Source organism: Sphingobacterium athyrii (assembly GCF_003071065.1).
Taxonomy (GTDB): Bacteria; Bacteroidota; Bacteroidia; order Sphingobacteriales; family Sphingobacteriaceae; genus Sphingobacterium; species Sphingobacterium athyrii.
Genome location: NZ_QCXX01000004.1, coordinates 548,324 through 573,117, shown reverse-complemented (window position 1 = coordinate 573,117; position 24,794 = coordinate 548,324). Strand labels below are relative to the sequence as shown.

The 24,794-nt window shown below is 43.9% G+C and carries 15 protein-coding genes; 1 reads left to right on the top strand and 14 read right to left on the bottom strand.

The genetic code is table 11. The features are described 5' to 3' along the window. Positions 1–5: 5 nt before the first annotated feature. The 10 genes from DCO56_RS16890 to DCO56_RS16845 form a co-directional block, all read right to left on the bottom strand. Positions 6–3,407 carry a glycosyl hydrolase gene (locus tag DCO56_RS16890; RefSeq protein ID WP_108634921.1) on the bottom strand — a complete coding sequence of 1,134 codons (3,402 nt, stop codon included), beginning with the start codon at positions 3,405–3,407 and terminating at the stop codon, positions 6–8. A 171-nt stretch (positions 3,408–3,578) separates the two neighbouring features. Further along, positions 3,579–6,899: a glycoside hydrolase family 2 TIM barrel-domain containing protein gene (locus DCO56_RS16885; protein WP_108634920.1), complete on the bottom strand. Its 3,321-nt coding sequence runs from the start codon at positions 6,897–6,899 to the stop codon at positions 3,579–3,581. Then, positions 6,877–9,036: an alpha-L-rhamnosidase-related protein gene (locus DCO56_RS16880; protein ID WP_108635127.1), complete on the bottom strand. Its 2,160-nt coding sequence runs from the start codon at positions 9,034–9,036 to the stop codon at positions 6,877–6,879. The genes DCO56_RS16885 and DCO56_RS16880 overlap by 23 nt, the downstream gene beginning before the upstream one ends. Before the next feature lie 132 nt (positions 9,037–9,168). Further along, positions 9,169–10,464 (bottom strand): L-fucose:H+ symporter permease, encoded by a 1,296-nt coding sequence (fucP, locus tag DCO56_RS16875; protein ID WP_108634919.1) that lies wholly within the window; start codon positions 10,462–10,464, stop codon positions 9,169–9,171. A gap of 11 nt (positions 10,465–10,475) precedes the next feature. After that, positions 10,476–10,928: a MaoC/PaaZ C-terminal domain-containing protein gene (locus DCO56_RS16870; RefSeq protein ID WP_108634918.1), complete on the bottom strand. Its 453-nt coding sequence runs from the start codon at positions 10,926–10,928 to the stop codon at positions 10,476–10,478. A 36-nt stretch (positions 10,929–10,964) separates the two neighbouring features. Continuing rightward, a complete protein-coding gene (locus DCO56_RS16865) occupies positions 10,965–12,038 on the bottom strand; it encodes a Gfo/Idh/MocA family protein (RefSeq protein ID WP_245935854.1) in 1,074 nt (357 codons plus the stop codon). Further along, the gene (locus tag DCO56_RS16860) at positions 12,035–13,258 is read right to left on the bottom strand and encodes an extracellular solute-binding protein (protein WP_108634917.1); all 1,224 of its coding nucleotides are present in this window, start codon (positions 13,256–13,258) and stop codon (positions 12,035–12,037) included. Before DCO56_RS16860 ends, DCO56_RS16865 begins: the two co-directional genes overlap by 4 nt. Next, positions 13,251–14,393, bottom strand: a complete 1,143-nt coding sequence (locus DCO56_RS16855) for a CaiB/BaiF CoA transferase family protein (RefSeq protein ID WP_108634916.1) — start codon at positions 14,391–14,393, stop codon at positions 13,251–13,253. Before DCO56_RS16855 ends, DCO56_RS16860 begins: the two co-directional genes overlap by 8 nt. A gap of 1 nt (position 14,394) precedes the next feature. Continuing rightward, positions 14,395–15,546 (bottom strand): CaiB/BaiF CoA transferase family protein, encoded by a 1,152-nt coding sequence (locus DCO56_RS16850; protein ID WP_108634915.1) that lies wholly within the window; start codon positions 15,544–15,546, stop codon positions 14,395–14,397. Continuing rightward, positions 15,539–16,711, bottom strand: coding sequence for an ABC transporter substrate-binding protein (locus DCO56_RS16845; protein WP_245935853.1), 1,173 nt, complete (start codon positions 16,709–16,711; stop codon positions 15,539–15,541). Before DCO56_RS16845 ends, DCO56_RS16850 begins: the two co-directional genes overlap by 8 nt. A 378-nt stretch (positions 16,712–17,089) precedes the next feature. Between DCO56_RS16845 and DCO56_RS16840 the strand changes: the two genes are divergently transcribed. Then, on the top strand, positions 17,090–17,866 hold the full coding sequence (locus DCO56_RS16840) for an IclR family transcriptional regulator (protein WP_108634914.1): 777 nt from the start codon (positions 17,090–17,092) through the stop codon (positions 17,864–17,866). A 6-nt stretch (positions 17,867–17,872) separates the two neighbouring features. Here the strand turns inward: DCO56_RS16840 and DCO56_RS16835 are convergent, their stop codons facing one another. Genes DCO56_RS16835 through DCO56_RS16820 form a run of 4 tightly spaced genes read right to left on the bottom strand, consistent with a single transcriptional unit; the run spans position 17,873 to position 24,794 of the window. Beyond that, positions 17,873–19,453: a sodium:solute symporter family transporter gene (locus tag DCO56_RS16835; protein WP_108634913.1), complete on the bottom strand. Its 1,581-nt coding sequence runs from the start codon at positions 19,451–19,453 to the stop codon at positions 17,873–17,875. Beyond that, on the bottom strand, positions 19,450–20,544 hold the full coding sequence (locus DCO56_RS16830) for a Gfo/Idh/MocA family protein (RefSeq protein ID WP_108634912.1): 1,095 nt from the start codon (positions 20,542–20,544) through the stop codon (positions 19,450–19,452). The genes DCO56_RS16835 and DCO56_RS16830 overlap by 4 nt, the downstream gene beginning before the upstream one ends. Before the next feature lies 1 nt (position 20,545). Beyond that, entirely contained in the window at positions 20,546–23,062 is a 2,517-nt protein-coding gene (locus tag DCO56_RS16825; RefSeq protein WP_108634911.1) for an L-rhamnose mutarotase, read from the bottom strand. Continuing rightward, entirely contained in the window at positions 23,052–24,794 is a 1,743-nt protein-coding gene (locus DCO56_RS16820; RefSeq protein ID WP_108634910.1) for a RagB/SusD family nutrient uptake outer membrane protein, read from the bottom strand. The genes DCO56_RS16825 and DCO56_RS16820 overlap by 11 nt, the downstream gene beginning before the upstream one ends.

Below are 24,794 nucleotides of genomic sequence, written 5' to 3'. Positions count from 1 at the left end.
TTTCTTTATTTTGCATCTAGCCATAGTAATTCAACTTTCCCCTGCAAGCCCGAAGGCAGCAAGCCTTTCAGAAACTTGTCCGATGCCGTCGTTTTTATTTTCTTTTCTGCAGCGGGCTTTTCTTTTTCGTACAGCAAGCGATTGCCCCAGGTGTTGTACACTTTCACCCTGATCTTGTTATCGCCTTGCCGGATAAAATCAGTCACATCGATCTGATAAGGTTTGGTCCAGACAACACCGGCAGACTGTTCATTGACAAAAATTTCAGCCATGGATTCGATCTCCGAAAATTCCAAATAAGCACGCTGTTTTTTACCAATCTCTTGAACACGTAACGTTGTCTCATAGCTTCCAGAGCCAGCATGGTATTTAGTTTCATTGTCTGTACCGCTTGTCCAAAACTGAGGTTCCTGCTGTTTAAGCGTTTGTTTGTTGTGCAGCCCATCAGCAGTAAATGACCAAGGTTCTATCAAGGCTGTTTTCCCGGATAACTGATAGGTTGGTACATTGATCTTTTTATCAGTGGTCAACACAAAGCCGGATTGATAAGCATCAAACGGTAAGTCAACAACTGTCCTATCGTTGATCACTTTAAACGGTAAAACCGTCAGCTTGTCGCTCACAGGATCATAACGGTAGGCATAGCTGTCTTTTGTCCGTAAAGATAACGTTGCCTTTTGCGGTAAGCTATCTTGATTAGCTACAAAAAACAAATGACCACCATCGAAACGGCGGTGGTTCCAGGAGATATGCGGATTGTCCCCTTCATTGATCAGCACATCCGGAGCAATATTTAGTGGACTAAAATCCTTCGCTTGATAATGTCCAACAAGCACCCGTCCTTTGCCCAGTTGTTTAACTTTTAACGTTGTATTTGTGAATGGCGCGAGGTTACTGAATAATTCTTCAAGCAAACTGCGATACTGTTGTACTTTTTCATCCGTCAATTTGCCCCGCCAGGTCTGTGGGATATCTTGGAAGAGTATCGTAGCCCCCGCATGAACAAGGCCGCACAAGCGTTCCAGGGTCCGTAAGGAATATTGGCTACCATTCGGATTTAACGCAGTTTTACCCGGCATCACCAGAATCGAATAAGCAATATGATTCGCAAAAACCACCTTACCGTCCTGCACCCTCGTCTGGTTCCAAAGCGCATCGGGATTGAAGGAATCGTAAGCATAGCCGCGTAGCGGATCAACCCAATCTTCGGGTCTATACATATTAGCTCCAGTGGTCACCCCCGCAACTTTCTGCAGAGGTAAGCCGACATTGGCCAACAGCGAATCTGCCCGATGTACACGCGCATCACCGATAATACCAGGCAGCACATCGACTAAAGTACTTGGGAGTACAGATCTTCTAGGAATCTCTTCACCAATAAACACAGCTACATCACGTACGGGTACCCCGTGTTGTAAAAGCTGCTGTGCCCGGATTGCATAATTCACCCATTCTTTACCGGGTTTCCACCAGGTTTGATCGCGCTGAAAATAGGTTCCAATACCATCCATGGTCATACCAGGTTTGCGGTCCATCCAGGGATTATGCACATACACATGGTAGACTAGGTTGTTGATTCCCAAGGCATAATTTCTATCCTGAAGACTTTTTAGGAGTCGTGGATGTTCGTCCCATTGGGCCCGAATCTGGGTAAAGGCTTCGGACATAGTCACCTGTTTGCCATAAATATGGCTGCCTGAAACGGCATCTAGGATATCCGCAGGTTTGTCGTGTGAAGGGCTTCTAAACCAAAACTCACCCATCGGACGATCGGTAGAAGCAAAATGGGCTAGCCCGTCACCGACCATCACAGGAGCCGTGGCTTCAGCTGTAAATTCGACACCATATTCATCCGCTTTCCGGCGTAATGTTGCATAACCATTCTCCTGTAACAGCTCACTGATTGTTTGTCGGTAATCGTGCAAAAAAGCTTCGGAATCTTCTACACTATTGACAAAACAACCCGCTAAAACAGGGAGATAATCGGTCAAGTCATAACCTCGACGTTTCAAAAACTCGTTTGGAAAACTTCGGGTCCAGTTTTGACTGCCACATTCCCAAGAATCAATATGAAATACCGTGAGGACTTCTTTAGATAACTGCGGATCTACATGCTTTTTAGCTGCCCCAAACCACTGGTCAAATTGAAAAGCGACAGTAGCCGCATCGAGTTTATCACACTCTAAGCCTTTACCAGCACCTGCAGTCTCGTTTTTATGTCCTGTGGAGGTATGTCCAACACGCAATATTTTCCATTTTCCTGCCGGCAATGTGAGGTCAACACGACCTGCCCTGTCGGGGTTCGGTAGACGGATAAGCTGTTGCTGTCCGACAATAGCGTCTTTGGCAACGGCGCTTGGTTCAGAGTTTTTTCCAACACGCCAGATTTCCCCAGTCTTGCCTTCGATCTGATTGACCTGCGCTTCTTCAAACAGACTGATGCCGTTTAATTTTAGCGAAGGTTTCCATTTACCGGAATCAAGGTCTTCGGCTCCAGGCTCACTGCCCACGGGATCGTAGACAAGACGGAAATATTTTGCTCTGGTATAGGGAATCAGGTGGGTGACGCCATTGTCCCAGTCCAACCAGCCCATTCTGGGGGATTCTAATTGTGTAACCTTCCGAAAATTTAGGCCATCATCGCTAGCCCAAACTTGCAAACGGTTCGCTTGGTAGTTGGATGCTGTCCATTCAATTTTCAATGAATTGCAAGGGAAGGGCTGATCAAATGCATACTGTATCCAACCGGACGCAGCTGTTGCAAAATTTTGTTTATTCCCTCTTTCAGCCAATCGTTTTAGATCTTCGCCATAGCTATTGGATACGTGGACCTTCTCCGTAAAGCTTTTTCGCGGCGAATGTGTCAGTGGTATCGCAAATAAGGCAATATCCTCGTAATAGCCTTGTTGGGTTTGTGGTTGTGGCAATTGAACATTGTGCAGCCGCTCCCCCTTGCTATCAATTACGGTATCGGCATGCACGACTTTCTGCATCGACTTCTCGGGACTAATCCATGGTCCCCCCGCGGTTGCAAATCCATCATTGGGCAATAAAGCTATTTTTACTCCGTATTTTTTTGCTTCACGGACGATATATTTGAACATATCCCACCATGCTGGTGTCAACGTCTCTGTCGGCGGATCGAAAAGAGGCGGATTGGTTTTGCCCTTGATCGGTGCTAGATAGGCTCCTGCGATCTTATTTTCTGCCATCGCTTTCAGATCCGCAGTAATCCCTTCCTTGGAATAGCTGGCATGCATAAAGTACCAAAATACCCAAGGTTTTGCCTGTTCAAATGAATGTTGATCCAAAGGAACTAATGCCGTTGGAATACCTTTAATCTGTGCATTACCGCTCAAACAGCCAAAAAGAAGACTTGTCCCTAATAGCAACTTAATCCTCGTCATATCTTATCTTGTTCTTTAAAGCTATCCAAAAAGGTTGGACAGCTTATTTCTTTCAATTTTGAATGTATCTCCCTTATCGCGTCATTTCAACTAGTTAGCTCTTGCAGGGTTTAACCTTACTCCCCAGATACCTTCCTATTAATCTTTTATTTAATTTTAACCTTCACTTATTTAATTGGATTTCACAAACTCCTTAATCGATTGTTTCAAGTCTGTCGGAATCAAATAAAAGGAATAATTGTAGTCTTTTGCCGGAATTTGATATTTTTCCAACGGTTGCGATACATCTGTCCAAGTATCATTTCCGCCAATACCCATCTGTTTTAAGTCGACATTTAAGGTAATCTTATCTTCTTTCTTCAATTTAAACCAGTGTTTTGCTTCGACGATTGCTTTTTGTGAATAAGGCCAGGCACTCATATACAGCGGCTGCTCGCCGACAACCAAGAGACCAGCATTTTTATTTTGGAGGTGCATCCAACGAACATCCATCCGATTTCCGTTTTCCTGTGGATAAAGATAATGCTCCATAAATTGATCGATGTTCATGTGATAAACACCGAGATCAAACCCATAGGCACGATCAGGGTAGTTTTCCATTGGACCTAGGCCATAATATTGGATATCTTCAAATGTGGGATTGATCCCCATTTGAAGTCCTACTTTCGGAATATTAGGTAATCCAGCCTTCACCTTCAGCTGGTAATTTACCGATACAATACCTGGATTTTTAACCGTATAGATCAATTTTACCTGTGCAGAATCACCCGGAAGAACATACAATGTCTGTACTTCATAATCTTGACCTTTTTCTTGAGCGGTTACCGACACTAATTTTGGTGTGCCATACCAGTATTTTAGTTTTTTCTCCGGTTTCCAGCCCCGGCGGTCATTATCCGTACTTGGTCGTGTAAAGCTGGGTCGAATGGCATCTTTGATAATTTCTTGCCCTTTGTAATTAAACGCAGTTAAACTTCCGGTCGATTTATCAAAGATAACCTGAAATGCATTACCCGCGATCTGATACTTATCGGCAGTTTCTGTCTTGACCAATTTACTTCCTTTGTATGATAAACGTCGCAGGGCATTAGATTGCTCTTGCAATCGGACCTGTGATGAAGACACGACAAATCCTGCCGGCGCCCATGCTGTCGCTTCCCGTAGACGGAATTGGATATCAAGCTGATATTCCTGATCTGCCAAGCGTTTAGATGGCAAATAGGAGGCGAAACTCAGTTGTGTGGAATCGCCTGCGGCTAAATCAATAGCCGATATGGGCACTTCCTTCAGCAGCAGACCATTTCTGCGAAACAATAAGACAGCATCGTAATGGTTAAGGTTGAGCACCGCTGATCTATTTTTGATTTGTACCGTACTTTTTGCTGAATCAACTAAAGTGATCTCCGCAGGCTGATAGATTCGTTTATTCTCATACATCGCCGCTTTTGGTCGCCCCCAGGCATCGGTGATACCATTCAAACTAAAAGCGCCATTGTGTACTTTTTCGTCAAAATCACCACCATAGGCCAATACTTTACCATAAACGGAATCCTTACGGATCAATGCCTGATCTTTATAATCCCAGATAAAACCACCGATCAAACGTGGATGGGCGCGAAAGATATCCCAAAAATCACGAATATTACCAGTCGAATTGCCCATGGAATGGGTATATTCAACAAAGAGGATCGGACGATGATCGCCATTGTCCTGATTTAAGAGTAATGAGGGGGTGAAAATACCGGGATAGAATCGCGATACCATATCCACATAATATTGGTCCTTTATATTCTGAATCCGGTGCGAGTGATCGTTGGATTTTGGATAACGTGGATCCGAAGGATCAATATAGCCTGGTAACTGATGACTTCCCATGGCCGGCTCGTAATGTACAGGACGTGTAATATCAAAATCATGTATCCAAGCAGCCATAGCGGCTGTATTCGGACCTCTTCCAGATTCATTGCCCAGCGACCAGATGATAATGGAAGGATGATTCTTGTCCCGTTCCACCATGCGTGTGACACGTTCCTGAAGTGCCGCCAGCCAGGCGGGATCGTTCATGAGTTTTCCACCAAGTCCATGGGTCTCCATATTTGCCTCATCCATCACCATAATACCATAGCGGTCACAGAGCTCATAGATATACGGATCATTGGGATAATGTGAGGTACGAATTGCATTAAAATTAAATTGTTTGATCTGACGAATGTCGGCTTCCATATCTTCCCGTGTCAGTGCCTTCCCGCGTTCGGGATGGTGATCATGCCGGTTGACTCCATATAAGTAGGTGGTTTTTCCATTGATCAAAAGTTTGCTGTCTTTTGGAGAAAAAGCGATACTCCGAAATCCGACTTGGCAAGTCTTCGCTTCAAGCAAGCGATTTTTCTTATCATACAGCGTCAGTACCAAGCGGTATAGATTAGGCTCTTCTGGGGACCATTTCTTTGGATTTTTGATCGTCGTTTCCAATAGACCAAACTTCACATTGTCCAATCTCGGATAGATCTCGTCAAAAATGGCTGAAGCCCCTTTTTCCAATGGTTTGTCGAGAATAGGTTTATTATTGCTATCATAAAGTTGTGCTTTTAGGGTAAAGCCGCTGATACTGTCGCCTGAAAAATTATCAATTTTTGGACGAAGCGAGAATTTTGCATCTTGATAATCCGCATCTAAAGTTGCTTGCCAATGAAAATCGGCAATGCGAACTTTCGGCTCCGCCATTAAAAACACCTCCCGGTGAATACCGCTCATTCGCCAATGATCTTGATCTTCCAGATAGGAAGCATCGCTCCAACGTAAGACTTGAACAGAGATGCGATTTTTACCTTTTTTAAGGTAAGGTGTCGCGTTAAATTCAGATGGCAAGCAGGAGTCTTCCGCATAACCTACGTATTGGTCATTAATCCACAACTGATAAGCTGAGATAACACCACCAAAGTGTAAGGTAATGTTCATTCCATCCCATGATTCGGGCAATTCGAATGTTTTTTGATAAGACCCTACACCATTGTAATCTTTGGGAATGCGCGGTGGGTCAATTGGTGAAAAAGGATATACTGCCGAACGGTATATGGGAATATCGTAACCTTTCATCTCCCAATTGGAAGGCACTTGGATTTTGTCCCAGCCTTTGACTTCGGATAAATGAAAATCTTGAGGTGCTTCAGCCGGTTTAAAGGCAAATTTAAAATCCCATTCGCCATTTAAAAAGAGCATTCGTTTATTGCTCTGCCGATCATTCTTCAAAGCTTCTTCCACTGTCGCATAGGAATAGCCCGTCGCTCGTGAGGCGTCCCGATTGATGGCGGTAATCATCGGATTTTCCCAAGGAGCAGCAATTTGTCCATTCGGTACAGGGGGAATGACTGCCGGTTTTCCGTCAACTGTCTGTGCTTGTAGCGAAGCTGCAGTCAGCAACAATAGCAAGGCAGCACTCCATTGAAACGCTGCAGTTCCTGTAGCTGATTTAATATTTATAATCCACTTCATATGCGATTCCTTTTTCCAAAACCAGCTCATAGTCGTTTCCTGAAATATGTTTTACCTGACCTTGTTTTACACTTGGAACAATTTTGCTCCGCAATTTTAATGTCCCTGTTCCAACAGGTGATTTTACCTTGATTTTGTTTTTTGATACATACAGTTCAATTTCACCCTCTGGTGTAGGAATTTTTCCCTCCATCCACGCTAAGGATGTCAAATAGGGCTTGATTTCGTACTTCGAATAACCCGCCTCCGTTGGTTGTACACCGAGATAATACTTGCCCAGCAAATAGATCGGACTTGCTCCCCAAGAGTGACAAAGGCTTTTGCCAAAATCCCTTCCATACATGGCATAATGCTCTGCTCCTTTTTTTGCTGGATTAAATTCTTCCCAGAAGGTCGTCGCACCAAGTTTTAGCATACCGCCCCAATAGTCTTTCATTTCTTTCATCACATAGTCCTTTTCACCAAGTTCACACAAAGCTTCAAGTTCGTAGTAACGCATATAAGGTGTGGTAATCTGTTGTACTTGATCATTTAACAAGACATTTGCTTTCACGCCAGCCTGCTGCTGTTCGTTCAGATAATTAAAGAAAATCGCAAACATATTGCTGTAGCGTGTCACGTTATCGGTTTGCTTACCATCAATACGACTATGTGCAAAGGCTTTTTTCTGATCGTTCCAATAATAGGCAAATAGCTTATCTTTGAGTTGTTGAGCTTCTTGTTGATAATGTTGGTTGTCTTTCGGCTCGCCAACCAAATCGGCACACATCGCCATGGTCTCGAGACTGCGGCACAGCAATAATTGTTCAAAGCTCACTTCCCCTTGTTTGCTTAGACCTTCGGCCCAGTCAATAAATACCCAATCGCCAGCTAAACCTTTCATCAAACCATCGCTATTTCTTCTATCCAAACAAAACTGCATCAGACTTTTCATACGTGGATAGATGCCTGCTATAAATTCCTTATCACCGGTATAACGGTAATAATCTGCGATACTCAAAAACCAATAGAAAGTATAATCCATAATGGTGTTGATGTGGCTGATCGTAGGCTCCTTACCCCGTAACGCTAAAATGGTTCTTTTGACGGACTCGGAATCAAATCCCAAATAGTAATTCATCGCATAAGATTGATAGGCATCACCGCTCCAGATCCACCGATCACGCTTGATACCGTCAATGAAAAACTCACGTGTGGTTAATTCCATGGTATATTTGGCTACATCCCATATCTTGTTTAATTCATTATCTGAACTACGAAAGAATCCGCGATCTGCAACTGGTAGGTATTCGTACTGCATGGATACCTGATCGAACTTCACTGTTCCTTCGGGTTCTAAGTAAACAAAGCGGAAGGCTTTGGATAGATCGAGTGTACTGTCCTGTGGCTGTTGGTTTTGTATCTCAAGTAAATCGATGGTCTCACTGGTTTTCGTCGAAAGTGCTTCCTCTCGGGATTCGCCATAATAGATGTTCAGGCGACCTGTCCCCACCAGCTTATGCAGGGTAAGAAAACCAAATGTATTTTTTCCGAAATCGACCAAGATACCATTGCCTTGTTTTTCTTGCGAAAGCGCTTGTTGTGGTTTCACGGGCAATTTAAACTTGGATGGTCGAGCTGTTGGTCCGTTAAAGTTCCATTTACCAGCTTTGACATAGGTTGTCCCGGATTGATCAGACGCTTTACCTGTCTCATCAATCCATTCCTTATCTTCATACGTTGCGTTCCAATCGCTATCTGTTGTTACATTTTTCCCTGCAACATACAGCGCGGGAACATTTCCTTGATTGTAAACTTTAATATTGATTTTTTGCTTTCCCTTTTGAAGCTTCACTTTAGCAGGTGCCCCTGGAAGCATTTTCCCGTTGATCTTGACATTATACTTGCCTTCGGCATAGATACTGATTTCTTCATCAGCAGGCAAATCAAATTCTTTACTGAACTCGACAAGCACATAGTGACTGTCCATTTTCCAAAAAGGCGGAAAAAATGTACCTCTTTCCGTCCGGCGATTTTGCATATCGTTGCTTAACCAGACTTCATAATCTCCCGGATACCAGATCCAGGTACTTGCCTGTTGTGCAAATGCTGTCGTTGCTGCAATTAAACAACCTACAATTAAAATAATTTTATTCATATTCGAATCATTGTTAATCAATTCACTAACACCGAAACCAACGTTAACTTCGGCGGTATACGTGTTTTTCACTAGTAAAACACGCGCTATATTTTTTTCAATTGCTCACTAAAATACACGGTGAGACACAACTTAGGCTTTTGCCGGTTTATATCCTTTCAGTGCAAACCATAAAATAACAAGATAGCAGATGAAGGGTACACTATAGCCTAGCTGGGTATTGTCATGTGCGGAATCGATAATAATCCCGGTCAGAAAAGGGAACAACGCTCCGCCGACAATGGACATGATCAACCAAGAAGAAGCTTGTTTCGTTTCGTTGCCGAGACCTGCAATACCAAGAGAGAAAATCGTCGGGAACATAATTGACATAAAGAAACCTAATCCACCAAGTGCATACAAAATGACCATACCTGTTCCCGAAATGGCTACCCCTGCCAATACTGCGCAGCAAACAGCATAAATGGCCAACAAACGCTGGGCCGTGGTATAACGTAACAATAGCGTTCCAACGAAACGTCCGCCCATAAAGAGCAGACCATATATGCCAAGGAAATACCCCGCAGTCTTCTCATCGACACCAGCCCCCTGTTGCGCCATACGAATAAAAAAACTGGTCACACAGACCTGAGCTCCGACATAAAAAAATTGTGCAATCACCGAAAAGCTCAAATGTCTATGTCGAAGTACAGCAAATAAGCCCCTTTTTTGCCCGGCGTTTCCCTCCTTCTTTTCACCCTGAATTTCGGGGAGTTTTACAAATAAAAAAATCAGTGCCACCCCCAGCAAGATCAAGCCCAAGGTTAAATAAGGCATTTTTACAGAAGATGCTTCATGAAGCAGGTACGTTAACCGATTGCTCTCCGTCATAGCCGCCAGTTCCGTTTCTGAATAGCTCGTCCCCGACAAAATAAAGGTGGTACCTACAACCGGAGCGACCATTGCCGCCAATCCATTAAAGGAGGCCGCCAAATTAAGCCGATGTGTTGCTGCTTCGGGCTTACCCAAAACTGCAGCATAAGGATTAGCCGCCGTTTCCAATAAGGCGAGTCCACAACCAATAATAAATAATGCCAGCAAGAAGAGCTCATACATACGGTGATCTGCCGCGGGGATAAATAGAAATGCACCTAGGGAGAAAGTAACCAGCCCAATAATAATAGACAGCTTATACCCCCATTTGCGCAAAACATAACCCGCCGGCAGTGCCATAATGAAATAAGCGAAGAAAACTGAAGTATCAACCAGTGCTGACTGGCTATTATTCAACTGACAGGCTTTTTTCAAATGCGGGATCAGAACGCCATTTAAATTATGGGCCATACCCCATAAAAAAAACAGACTGACGATCAGAATAAACGGAAGCAGATACCCCTTAGTAGAAGCTGCCCCGGTTAACTTGATCGGTGTTTTTGTACCAATTTCCATGTGATGATAGGTTAAATTGAAACTTCCTTGCGTTTTGCCAATAGGATATGGTCTGCGACCAACACCACCACATCATGTTGATTGATAATTTCAACATGCTCAACTACGGTACCGAATTCAGGCTTTTTTGCATCGGATTTTTCAGAAATAGTCACCTCAGCGTGGATGGTATCGCCAATAAATACGGGCTTGACAAAACGAAGGCGATCGTAGCCTTTGGAAAATGCTTCCGGATTAATGACTGATGCCGTCAGTCCGATACCAATCGCAAAGATCATTGTTCCGTGCGCAATGCGCTGCCCGAAAGGCTGGGTCTTGCACCATTCCGCATCGAGGTGATGGGGGAAGAAATCGCCTGTATGTCCGGCATGAACAACAAAATCTGTTTCGGTAATCGTGCGGCCCAATGTTGTCCGTTTATCGTTTAATATATAATCTTCAAAAAAAATAGATTCGAAATGCATAATTTAATTTATTATTGGTTTTAAGGCTTTGTTTCTTTATCCTTTTGCTATCGGTTGCCCCCCTTGGGCACTGCTTTGATAAGCAGCCTCTACGACGGCCATGGTATGGATTACATCTTCAACCGCAGCTGGTAATACGGCTATTTCACCCAGTTTAAAACGCATCAGGCTACCCATGCTGCCGATGAAAGCATCGGGAAACCAAGTTCCATCGATCGGGTAAGCCACCCATTCCGGTTGGCTGCCATCTATTGGCTTGATACAATATTCAAACACATCGGATACCCCATGCGGATAATCCATCAGCAAACCCATCGTCGCTTTTATAGCCCCCTTGGTACCTTCCCATTTGATATAACTTTCCTCATGTTTTGGCCCAAATTCATGGTCATGATTGGTATTTACAACAGCGTGTAGTGTGTCTCCATAATCAAATAGCAAGGTCGTCCTGCTGGATGATAAGGCTTTGGTTGGGTGCTTTAATGTTTTTGCATACACCGACTGTGGATCGCCTAAAAATAAGCGGATCAAATCAATATAATGAACACTGTGGTACAGAATTTCTAAGCGTGGGTGTACCATCACATGCGGAAAAAGCTGCCAAGGTGTATGTACCGATACCCGTACTTCCATATCATACAGTTCACCGATATGGCCTTGGTCGATCAGCCAGCGTGCGGCATTGACAAAGGGTGCCTGCCGAAGCTGACAGTTGATCGCAGCAACCAAGCCCTTACGTTGACAGACTTCTAATATCGCCTGACTATCTGCATAATAATCACCCATTGGCTTCTGAATCAATACAGCCGCGCCATGAGGTAATGCCTCCAAGGTTTCGATAAATTTATTGGGCATAATGGTTACATCATAAACCGCATTTTCGGGAGCCTGTGCGACGGCATCTTCCACCGTATCGTAAACATGTGGAATACCAAATTCTACTGCCAACGCTTCTGCTTTCGCCTTTGTACGATTGACAATACCATGCACATGAAAGCCTGCTTTACGATAAGCCGGGAGATGCGCATCTTTCACTATACCACCTGCGCCTATAATAATAATCGGCAGAGCAGTCTGGGGTAAAATCGTTTTATAAGGGATATCTATCATAACCATGCATTTATTTTTTCCTGTGCTTTTGTTAATAAAGAAAGACTACTTTCTTCGGTCTTAATCGCAGCAATTACAGTATCATCGATGATATGTGCAATCTGCGGCCAGTTGGCCAAGCGCGGTAATGTACGTGCAGTATCGTGCAATTCAGCCAATTTATTATAAAAGGGTATCATCTGATTGATTTCGGAATCATACCAGGTGGAGTAACGACAGCCTACTCCTCCTTCAACAGTGAGCAGCTTATCTTGTTGGCGTCCGACTGCAAAACGTATAAAGTCATAAGCCAACTGCTTATGACGACTACCTTCCGGAATTGCATACAACCAATACACATTTAATGAGGGAGACATTCCCCCTTCTGCTGAAGGAATAGCTGCTACATCCACCTTACCTTTTACGGCCGAGGCGGTATCAATTTGTGCCCAGGATGCAAAACCAAACCAATTGACCATCATAGCGACTTCACCCCGCGCAAAGGCAGCACCAGCCTGCACGGATTCATAATTGGCCGATTCGGGATGTAATCCGCTATCCTTCATAAATAAACTACGATAGAAATCCAATGCATCTACAGCCAACGGCTGATCCAACTTAACAGGTACGTCGCCTTGCTGCAAATCTCCACCGCGGGACCAAAGTTGAATACAGAAATCAAATACCGCATTATGCCCATCCGGGTAGCCTGCGAACACTGTCCCGTACAAGTTATCTTCCGGCCGCGTAAAAAATGCTACAACAGTCAAAAAATCAGCCCAGGTTTTTGGAATTGCCAAAGGTTTTCCGTAGCGTACCTGAAAACGCGTCTGTTCCTGCGGATCTTCAAATAAATCTCTTCGAATAACCAGGCATTCGGGACCATCATGAAAAGGCAGGCCAAATATTTGCTCGTCAAAACGTTGTAGAGCTTGTAAGCTTTCTGGCCAAGCCCCTTTCAGGTCTTCCGGTGGATTTTGTACGATCATACTATCCAGTACCGACAAACCCTGGGTTTCATAAGCACGTGCAACCCAATCGGTATTGATGTGAATGATATCCCAATCGCCATTATTAAGGCCTTTCTTTTCAAAGAAAGCTGCTGTTAATTCCTCTAAATCCAGCGGAACAAACTCCATCTCCACATCCGATGGATATACCTCCTGATAAGCTGCCCAACATTTCTCCATGGCACGCTCAAATGGTTCAAATTTCCGGACAGCAAAACGTAACTTATCCATACAGTTCCTCCAATATTTTAGCTGTGTGCTCACCAAGTTTGGGCGAACCTTTTGTGGCGGTCAACCGCTCGCCATCGATGCGAATAGGACAACGGGTGGTCTCATAACGGAAGCCATCGCCCATCGTTACTTGCTGTAGCATGTCTAATATTTTAAAAGCATTATGTTCGGTCAGACGACGCCAATCCAAGACATCGGCGCACCAGATATCCGCTGCTTCCAGTATCTCCAGCCAATGTCCGGTACCTGCTGTCGTCAGGTGCTCGGCTAAAATGGCCTTAATGTTATCTCTCTCCCGAAAAGCTTGCTCTCCGTCAGCAAAACCTTCTAACGACTTACAATTCAATAATTTACTAAGAAAAGGAATAGAACCCATCGCAAGGGCCAGAAAACCATCCTGTGTACGATACACCCCATAAGGTGCTGCCAAATATGCATGTGCATTGCTCACTTCGCTACGTTGTGGCAGCAATTTGCCATCACGAAAATAGGTTGTAACGGCCTCAAATTGTATATCCACAGCAGAATCCAACATGCTGACATGAACATGCGCTCCTATCCCTTGCATCGCTCGACGGTACAGGCAGGCCAATACGGCACTACATAGATTGGATCCGGCAAACATGTCCACAACGGAAAGTCCCATGGCTACTGGACCATTATTTGCATCGCCACTCAACCAAGTCATCCCGGTAAGCGATTGCAATAATAAATCCTGGCCAGGCCGTTTAACCCAAGGTCCTTCTTTTCCATATCCCGAGATCTCTCCATAAATCACCGTCGGATTGATCTCGCGGACACCTGCATAGTCAAATCCCAAACGTTCCATGACACCTGGACGAAAATTATGCAACACCACATCTGCCCGCGCGATTAAATCATGTATAATCTGTTTGTCGGATTCGCTTTTCAAATCCAATACGATACTTTCTTTATTCCGATTAATGGCATGAAACACCGTTGAAGTACCGTTCAGTATCGTGTCAGAAGTATATAGTTGCCTGCAAATATCACCTGTTTCTGGTTTTTCTATTTTTATAACCCGCGCGCCTAAGTCAGCCAGCCGTAAACTCGCTAATGGGCCGGATAAAAATTGACTAAAGTCGATTACGGTATAACCTGCTAGTGGTAACATATTAATTTTCTAAATAATCGTGAACAATTGATGCCGTATGCTGTCCCACTTTGGGTGCAGGTTTATCCGCATATAAACGCTTTCCATCGATCTGGTAGACGCTACGGGTGGTAGTCAGTTGGGTGCCATCTTGTAAAGTGAGTTCCTGCAACATCCCCGATTCCTTAAAACCTTGTTCCTCGAAGAAACGATGATAATCGTTTACCACGCCACACCAAATCCCTTCGGTTTCCAAACGGGATATCCACTCACACGTTGTCTTTTGACACAATACCTTAGCAAATTCTTGAAGTATTTCGTCACGTCGTGAAAACCAAGTTGAAGCATCTTGATAGGGCTCGCGCGATAAACCTATTGTTTCTGCAATATGTGCTACATTGCCCATGGCCAAGGCTAGATAGCCATCAAGGGTTTTGTAGAGTCCATAAGGCGCACTTAAATAAGCATGGCCAGCTCCTCTAACCGTCGACCGCTGAGGCAGCTTGCGACCATCGTTGACATGTGTGGTCAGCATTTCAAACTGCATATCCAACACAGATTCTAGCAAACTGACTTCAACAAGAGCTCCCTGTTGGGTACGGGCGCGTTTCAACAATGCCGCCAATATACCTTGTGTCAGATGTGTGGCACAGTACATATCCACCACGGCCAATCCAAAAGGGACCGGCCCATCCTGCGCACAGCCCGATAACCAGGAAAGTCCCGACAGCGATTGCACGAGTAAATCCTGCCCTGGCTTTTTAGCCCATGGTCCTTCATTGCCGTAACCAGTTACCGTGGCATAGATCATTTTTGGGTTAATTTTCCGCACGCTCTCGTAATCCAAACCGATCTTTTCCATGACACCGGGGCGGAAGTTATGTGTCATTACATCTGCCTGACGGATTAATTTCCTAATATTTTCCAGGTCGTTTTCATCTTTCAAATTGGTTGCATACGATTCTTTATTTCTGTTGATGGTATGAAAGACCAGGCTACTCTCATCTACAAAAATATTTTTAATCGCAATCTGCCGCCCCCCTTCGCCGGCACCAGGACGCTCGATTTTAACGACTCGTGCACCGAGATCCGCCAAACGCAGGCCAGCAGTTGGTCCAGCCATAAATTGTGAAAACTCGAGGACCAAAAGTCCTTCCAGTGGTTTATTATCCATGGTCTTCTTTATCCACTAATGATTCCCGATACATCGCATTCATCTTGTCCAAAACCGCCTTTTCGTCGCCGCCATCCCTTAGATAATCAACCACGATATCACCAGCATGATCCTGAAAATAAAGATGTCCATCGTAACGCGGACGCAAATAAGCCCGATGTAATGCGGGTAGTGTATTGCTGAAATAATTGGCCGTAGCGGCATTTGCTTGCTCATTTTTCCAGGCACGTAAATGTCCAGGCTGGCCGCCATTTTCGACATATAGCGTTTCCTGAACTTCCGGTGTCGCGACAAATCGTGCATAATCCATGGCCACATCAATATGCTTGCCCTGTGAGGATACTGCCAGCCCCGCTCCACCAAGTGTGCTGATCATAGGCGTACCATTTAATGATACTAAATCATGAAAATGCAACACCTTACGTGCATAACCTGCCCGAGCGTAATTCGAATAACCATAGGCAAATGGACAGTAAGCAATTTCATCACGCTGAGTCATTTCTTCAAACACCTTAAATGGATTTTTATCATAAAATCCAGCATCCAGTTCATCCGCAAGTGATTTGAATAATTTTAAGACCTTTATTCCAACTGCATCGCTGATTACTTTTTCGGTATCTTGGCAAGGTTCTTCACCCAAAGAACAACAAAGACCGTAGAAGTGCATCAAGGAATCAATCGGCAATAGCGAAAATCCAACCCGCCCCGCTTTAGCTAAAGCCAAGACTTCTTCGAATGTACGAGGAAGTGCTACGCCTAAGGCTTGTAAAAGATCTGGACGGCTTGCAGCAACCGGTGTCGCCGCATCTATAGCCAAGACCCATTGCTTGCCTAGAAAGTTGTAGCTTTCATAAGATTTCCCAACACTATTCGCCTGTTGATCGGCCAAAAAATCTGCGGATAGGTAATCGTCAAATGAGGCAAGCATCCCCTTAGCTGCGGCGTGTCCTGTCCAAGGGTGATCAATAACCAATAGATCATACTCCTTGGCTAAATCCGTCACCGACTTATCAGCAAATTCCTGCAAAGTCCGTTTTGTCCAGACAATCTCTACTTCGGGATGTAATTCTTCATAACGTTGTGCCGTTGCAACCATCGGTACAAAACCTCTGGTATGCCCCCAGGTAATCCCCTTTAACCGGATTTTCTCTGTCATTGTATTCATGTATTATTTTATGTAATCTTGCGGAGAGACTTATCAACCATTTTTACTATTTGATTACCAACCTTAAAATTATTCCGATCTCCAAAAACAGCAAAACATGACATTGCAGTTGTAACTATTTTCCCTATTCTTCTTGCCCTTCCAGGCACGATAATATTGCCTAGGCAACGCAGTACTATAATCTAATGTTGGTATTAAATGTGTTTATAATCTTTTTCCCTTCTAATGCTTTTTCACAAAGAAAAAGCGGTCTATAATATTCAAATATAAATACAATATTTGAATATAAAAATTTAAACTCTTTTTTCGAATAGCTAAAAACGTCTCTTCAAATACTTTTTCTATCTTTAGCCCGATCATTTGTAAGCAAAACATTTTATGACATCAAATAGCTCCGATAAATATAAAGCGCCAGCGCTCGAAAAGGGATTGCAGATCCTTGAATTTCTGGCCTTACAAGCAACAGCGCAATCCCAATCTGAGATCGCTTTGGGCTTACATCGAAGTCCCAATGAAATCTATCGCATGCTTGCATCACTGGAGTCCAACGGTTACATTCATCGTGACCCAATTTCATCCAAATATTCGCTTTCACTGAAATTATACTATCTTTCGCACCGCCATTCCTTTGTAGAGAAATTACGGGCAACCTCGTTACTACCGATGCAGGATACGTCCAACGAAATCAAAGATCCCTGTCACCTCTGTGTTATCTACGACAATCAGGTGATGGTCATCGCTTACGCCAGAGGTTCCTCGCCCATCAGCATCGTTGTTGAAGAAGGCAAATTGTACAGTACTTCACAAACGGCTTCAGGCAAGCTCCTTTTAAGTTTTTCCGAAACTGAAAAAAGAAAATCCATTTTAGAAGCCGATCCGTATTACTGCAGCTTAAAGAAAGCTGAACGTCAGCAATTTGACAGCGACCTAGCCGATATCAAACGCAAAGGCTTTTATGAAATGCCAAGCGCATATGCGGAGGGCATCATCGATATTTCTGTTCCCATCGGAACCAGCGAAACAGGCATCATCGCCTGCCTCACGGTTTCAAAGCTGGTCCGACGTCAAACGGGTCAGAATATGCCGACCGAAGCTATCGTTGATAGCTTAAAAAAATGCCGATCACAAATTGAATCCAATCTCGGATTAACTTGACCAAAGCTATTTAAAGAACATATATAAGGCAATCATCACAATAAAAAGGGCTATCCAGGCAGCCTTTACCCGGACAGTCGGCTTCTCGATTTTAATCTGGAAGCTATCCTTATGTTCCAGTTCATACCTGGATTTGGGTACCAACAGACTGACGGCAATGCCGATAAGCAGTAGGGCGGTAAACAAACCAAAGGATAGCATCAGATAATGCGGCCAAAACGAGTAAACATCTTTTGGAAAAATCCAGAGATAACATACACCTGTCGCCAGGCTCAATACTGCGCCAAAAGTTAAAATCGTATTGATTGCTGCTCGATTGGTTCTTTTCCACAACACGGCCATTAGAAAAGCAACAGCTAAAGGTGGCGCAATAAATCCAAGAATAGACTGAAATACATCGAAAAGATTGAGTCCTTTAATCTGATCAATCGCCAGCGCGACGAAAACTGAAGCTAGACAGCCGATGATGACCGTATAACGCCCTATTTGGGTTATTTGCTTATTGGTCGCATCCGGCCGGATATGCTTTAAGTATATGTCCATGGTGAAAACGGTACTCAAAGAATTGAGCGAGGAACCAATGGTACCCACTAATACAGCAATTAACACCACAATTACCAATCCATTCAGACCAGTAGGAAACAGGTTGGTCACCATGGTCATGTAAGCAAGTGACGGGTCTTTAAGTCCCGGAAATAAAACCGAACAGATGATACCGGTCAGGATAAACAGCGGCAAGGAAAGTATCTTGAGCCAAGCGATAAAATTAATTCCCAGTTGCCCCTGTTCGAGATTCTTTGCCCCCAAAACTGATTGTACCATGGCTTGATCCGTACAGAAAAAAGCGATGGCGGCCACGGGGTATCCCAATGCAATGGCATACCAGGGATAATCGGGATCACTTGCCGGTCTGATCAACGACCAATAATTGTCGGGGGTCTGTTGCATTAAAGAACTTATGCCACCGATTTTGGAAAGTCCCAGAAAGGTCAAAAAGGCCGACACGGCGATGAGCAAAATCATCTGGAAGATATTGATCTTAGCGACTGTTCTTAATCCTCCAGTATAAGCAAACAAACCCGCCAGGGCAACGAGTACAGTAACCGACTGCCACATCTGAATTCCCAAAATCTGACGTACTAAAAATCCACCAGCAAACAGTCCCAACGACAACCATGAAATGAGCATTTTTACCAATGAATACCAAGCCAGAATAGTTTGCGTATTTGGACCGAACCGCTTGCCCATAAATTCGGGTAGGGTACGCACACCTGTCGCAATATAACGAGGGGCAAACAGCACGGCCAATAAGAATAAATAAATAAACGCATACCAGTCGAAATTGACGGCAACAATACCGGTCGTATAGCCGACTGTCGCAAAGGCCAGCAACATGGATGGTCCGACATTTGTCGCCCACATATTGAATCCAATACTGTACCAGTTTAGGGATTTCCCGGCTAAGAAGTGTTCCGCTCCTTCAGTCTTTTTACGTGACGATATAATGCCTATTGCCAACAGCGCCACCAAATAGACGACAACAATGCAGTAGTCATAAATAGTTAATTTGTCTAAAATCGAGTTCATCTTCCCAAATTCAAGTCAACTCCAAACCTCGCCAATAATTCTTTCGGGCGAACGGGTTTTCCGGTTGTTAAAGATTCATCCATCGCTTGCAGTAAAGCAATGGTACCTATACCCTCTTTCATGTCAGGAAATGCTTCCTCTCCAGTACGGATGGCCTTTGCGAAGTGCTCCAGGTAATTTTGATATTCACCTGCATGATGGCTTTTTCCTTCAAAACGGAAGTAATGCTTTAGTTTATGCTCCCAAGTCAGCATGCGTTCTTCGCCCGTTTTATCTGTAATTGCATACCGGAGATCCATATAATCCGCCTGACTAGCACCTTCAGTTCCCCGTAAAATGCAGCTCATCTCACTATCCCGTGTGACAGGCTGCACAGGCCCAGTATACGCACCACTTACTCGAGCTACACGGCCATCTTCGGCTTTGAAAATAAAATGCATGGTGTCTGGATTTTGAAGCCCTCCTTTTTTTCCGTTGGCGCTCAGCATGCCATATCCCATCACCTCTTCAATATTCGGAAGATACCAGCGGATAAAATCAACCGGGTGACTCAGCCCACCGTAAAGCCATTTGAAGGAAGATTGTAAAGACCAAGGCTTCTCCAGAAACCAGCGGTGATCAGCATGATAATAGCCTTCGATGGTAATCAACTCACCGATCAGCCCGGCTTCAAAATCTTCTCTTTGTTTCTTCACTGGTTCAAAAAAACGTGAACTCTGACCGACAAATACACGCTTATTTTTCCGAGCTGCGAGTTCCAATAAAGCATTGGCATCGGCCAGATTATCAATAAATGGCTTGGTACAGATGATATGCTTGTCATGTTCCAAAGCCAGCTGTATATGTTTTGCGTGAAGATGATCTGGTGTGTAAATTGCGATGGCTTCAATACTATTGTCATTGAGCATAACCTGATAGTCATTGGTATAATTATGAAAATCAAATTCCTTCATCCGCTTACGTCCCAGTTCCTCATTGAGATCACAGACTTTGACCAACTCTATATATGGACTCTGCAAGGCTGCAGACATCGTACTCCGGCCTTCTCCGAGCCCTAAAATCCCTAATTTTAACTGCTGTATATTTTCCATTTTATTGTTTATAAAAAATCCATGTTTCATTCACTCCCGTTCCGGGAATACCTTCCTGATAGGTTCCCATAAGTTTGTTCCACTCCATAACCCGTGGATTGTCCCTGGTCGTCAGCTGATCGATTGTTTTAAAATCCCGCCCTTTTGGAAAAGAAATATATAACATAAGCTGTCTTCCATTACGGTAGACCAATACCTCGTCAAAGCCGGCTTTGCAGAACCCTGCTGCAACTTCGGGCCATTCTTTAGTTTGATTTTTATGGGCTTCGAAATAAGCCTCCTGTTTCGATTTATCGTCCACCAGTTGTGCAGTAAGTAAAACAAAATCGATATCTTTCACTTTCTCGGCTCCACAGTTGCTCCGATCGAACGTATAAAATAGATCATTGAACAACTTATAAGAAATTGCCGGATAATTGGCTACCCAAGCACTCGATATTTTCTTACCGATCTCATCATCTGTCATCAGTAAGATGTAATCCTTCCAGCGATATACCTGGCTGCTATCGGCTCCTTGTTTAGCAAAAAAATCTTTGATTTCAGTCAGTTCAAGCTGCTTTTTTACATCATGGATCTGGAAAAATACAGGTTTGGTAAAAGGAGTATATGTATTGAAAGCTACATTTTTGGGTATTGATCGTTTTTCAGACAATAAATAGGCATAACGTGGACCGATACCAGCTTCTTCTTTGACCCTGGCATCCGCCTCGGGCCCATTCTTTATCCACTCAACGCTCGGACCATTGGCATTTCGCAATATTTTATTGGATGGGAACCAGTTGTTGCTAACATTCATATAGGCTGAGCCTTCATCGGTATAGAGATAAAACCAATGTTCAGGAATATGCGCATAAGGCGACACATAGATACTGTCGATATAATTTTCCTGAATTTTTGTTCCGGGCTGAGCCGATAAGGTGTAAATACCGGCTACATCATACATGTATTTGCCATAACGTGTGATCTTATTTTTGAAAACACGATTATTACGCATAGCATTGACTGTCGGTGTCCAGCCCCAGCCCAAGCTAATGCCTGTGTACGGAAGATCAAGCAATTCATTATTTGTAATAGCTACATTGCGGACAAAACCGGCGCCAATCCCTACTGTTCCCCAATCCTCCTTCCCAATATCTTGGATTAGATTATTGCTGACCACAACACCATCTGTCAAGATACGCTCGTCGCTGGGCTGAAAAGGCAGATGTGCTTCAACTTCCTCATCTGAAAACTGACCGAGCAGTACACCCGATCCGCCGATCTCCTGAAATAGATTTCCAATTAGACTATCCTTCAGGTTGCCTTGCCGATAGTCAATGCCTGTTGCAGCCAAATGGGAAAACCGGCAAGCTGAAATATTGGTAAAGGCCGTATGGCTAAGTATGACTGCCGCTTGTGGCCGGCCCAGCCAGGCCTGATTCTCCAATCCTGCTTTATCAGCTGTTCCGGGTTTAGTGAGCTTATAGGCATCTAAAAAGTACATACCCGCCTGCAAGGCAACATGTCCATAAAAATGTGGCCTTAACCAGGAACTGTGCTGAAATTGTATGCCAGCGACATGGACATGCTGTACTGGTGACTCCAGAGTCCCTTGCATGGTCAGTATGGTTTCCAGATAAGGAGCAACCACCTGTAGACGGTTTATATTTTCATCTGGTCTTTTGTAATAATAGACTTTATGCTGTTCTTCATCCAAAAACCATTCTCCGGGCTGATCCAAAAATTCAAGGGCATTGACAAGACGAAATGCCGAGTTGCCATGTTCTTTGGACAACCAAGGCTTGGGCCAGGGATGTTCATTTTGGATTTTGCCTTCTGGCTCGTGAAAAAATAGTGTAGTACTATCTTTTGTGACTACCGCCTCACGAACCCGGAGCTGTGCTATTGCCCACCACTGATGGATGAAAAACTCCATACCAGCCTTATAGGCAAATCTTTTCGGCAACACGTTCGGAATGACGGCCGCTTGTTTTTGAAAATCCCAATTGATAATACGGGGCAAGTGGGCATCATCGTGACTTTCGGCACGGATTGCTTTACGTGAACCAACCCACAATTGACGGAAAGGGAAATACTTTCCTCCGGCCTGAGGGGCATCAGCCACCACGATATGCTCAGCAATAGCAGGATCCAATCTCTTTTCACTTTTTACTTGCCGCCAGTCTGTAACAGAAATCCCGCCCGAAAATATGGCTTCGTTGCCTACCGCTTTTATCCATGTCGGACTTTGGGCTGTTCCGCTGTCTTCAGGGCGGATAAAAATGGTCTGAGTAGGTACATACTGTCCGTCATGAATCCAAATGGTAATGCCATGCTGCATGCGCGGATCGTTTAATCGTCGCCATTCCCTAGCCTCACGCAGGGCATCCTCCAAACATGAAAATGGAGCTCCCTGGGTGCCATCCCGTTGTTCCTTGTTGCTTTGTTTACCTACATGGATTTCACCTGTCTGTGCCGACAGGCTACAGAGCGAAAAAAAAGCGAAAATCCATGCGAGAACTGTTTTCCTAATATCCATTATTTTGACCAAATTCGATAGGGTTAGTAATTACATCCAAAAACTGTTGTGGAATAGGGCGGTTAACATGATAAGGTTGTATCAACGTTATATCAGGATTGTATTGTTTTACGTAATCGACTAACTTATTTGTCCGCTTTAAATCAAACCAGCGGATATGCTCTCCACACAGTTCTCTACCACGCTCGGCCAATATAAAGTCAAGATTAAGCTTAGATTCGTTTATAAGCATATCATTTTCTTTACCGGGTTTAGCTGCTCTTTTTCGTAAAACGTTCAGCAGTTGGGCAGCCTTCCCTTTATTCCCGCCATTTCGCATTGTTTCAGCTTCCGCAGCAATCAGGTACATTTCAGCCAAACGCATTACGATGACGTCTTTAGTGCCCACCTGTGACCCTACCGACGGCAAGTCGGGATCATTGTATTTGTTCAGAGACGGAAAATGTACATTAAAGTGCGCATTTGTATTTACTTTTGCCCCATTGTAAGTATCGTCTATATCCACAACAGCATAAGGAAAATTTCTTTTCTCACCTGTTATTTTTTTCTTCGTAAACCACAGGGCTAAATCGCCACGATTGAGAATTGACCCGACAAGAGATGTGGGTTTTTCAAAGGCAGCCAAATCATCTGTTGTCCACTTGTATTGACTTACATTCAAGTAGTATTTCTCTCTAAACCAATCTTCATACCGACGGTCAATGTCCTCATTATACAGCTCTAACAAATGTCTTGTTGGCATAAAGCACATTCCGCCAGAATTGGAATTACGATCAGCACCATACTCCAGGTCCTGCACCATACCTGCTTTGGCAGAATATTTTGCTTTAAACCAAATATGTAACCTATTAGGATTATTCGGTTGTGGATTTAGCGAATTTATGGTTGAGTGGGTTATCGTAAACATCGCTTCCTTATTAATTTTATTATTTGCCGGACGGAATACCTCCTCCGGCGTCGCATATAAGGATACCTGCAATGCTGCTTGATGATCAATAACGTATTGAGCTGCCTCGGACGCAACCTGATAATACCTATCTTTTTCGGCAGCGCTTTCATACGCTACACGAGTCAATGCTACACGGGCTTTCAAACCATATGCAGCCTTTAAGGTGGCACGGCCAATTTCGGCTGCAGGAATAGGGGCTACAGGCAGGTTCGCGATGGCGACCTCCAGATCGGAAAGCATCAAGTCGTAAAAACTTAAGATTGGGGACCTATTTGCGGTCAGGATCGCCTCCTTTGTTTCCTTTGTCCGTAAATCGATATTGCCAAACTGTTCAACCAAATGCCAGTAAGCATAGGCACGTAAAAATGATAATTCGCCAATACGGGATTTTTTTACTTCCTGATTAGCGAAAGAAACGGCATTGATACGCTCAAGTCCCGCATTACAATAATTGATGATTTCATAAAAACGATTCCATGTATTTCGCAATTGTCCTACAGTGGCATTCAAACCATCGTATTTCGTCATTTGACGACCATAACCTGAATTTGCAATATTAATCCAAAGGTCGGTCCCCCCTTCTGTCAACATCAAAATATCCTCACGACCATAAAACTGTGCTCCATAATATACATAGGCCGAGTTGACCAACGAATTTATTCCATCTTCTGTAGAGAATACAATATCGGATGTTGTTCCCCCGGGGTTATATTCTTCCAGACTACAGCCTTGCAATCCCGCAAACAGACTTATTCCAATAATATATTTTGCTATTTTGTTCAT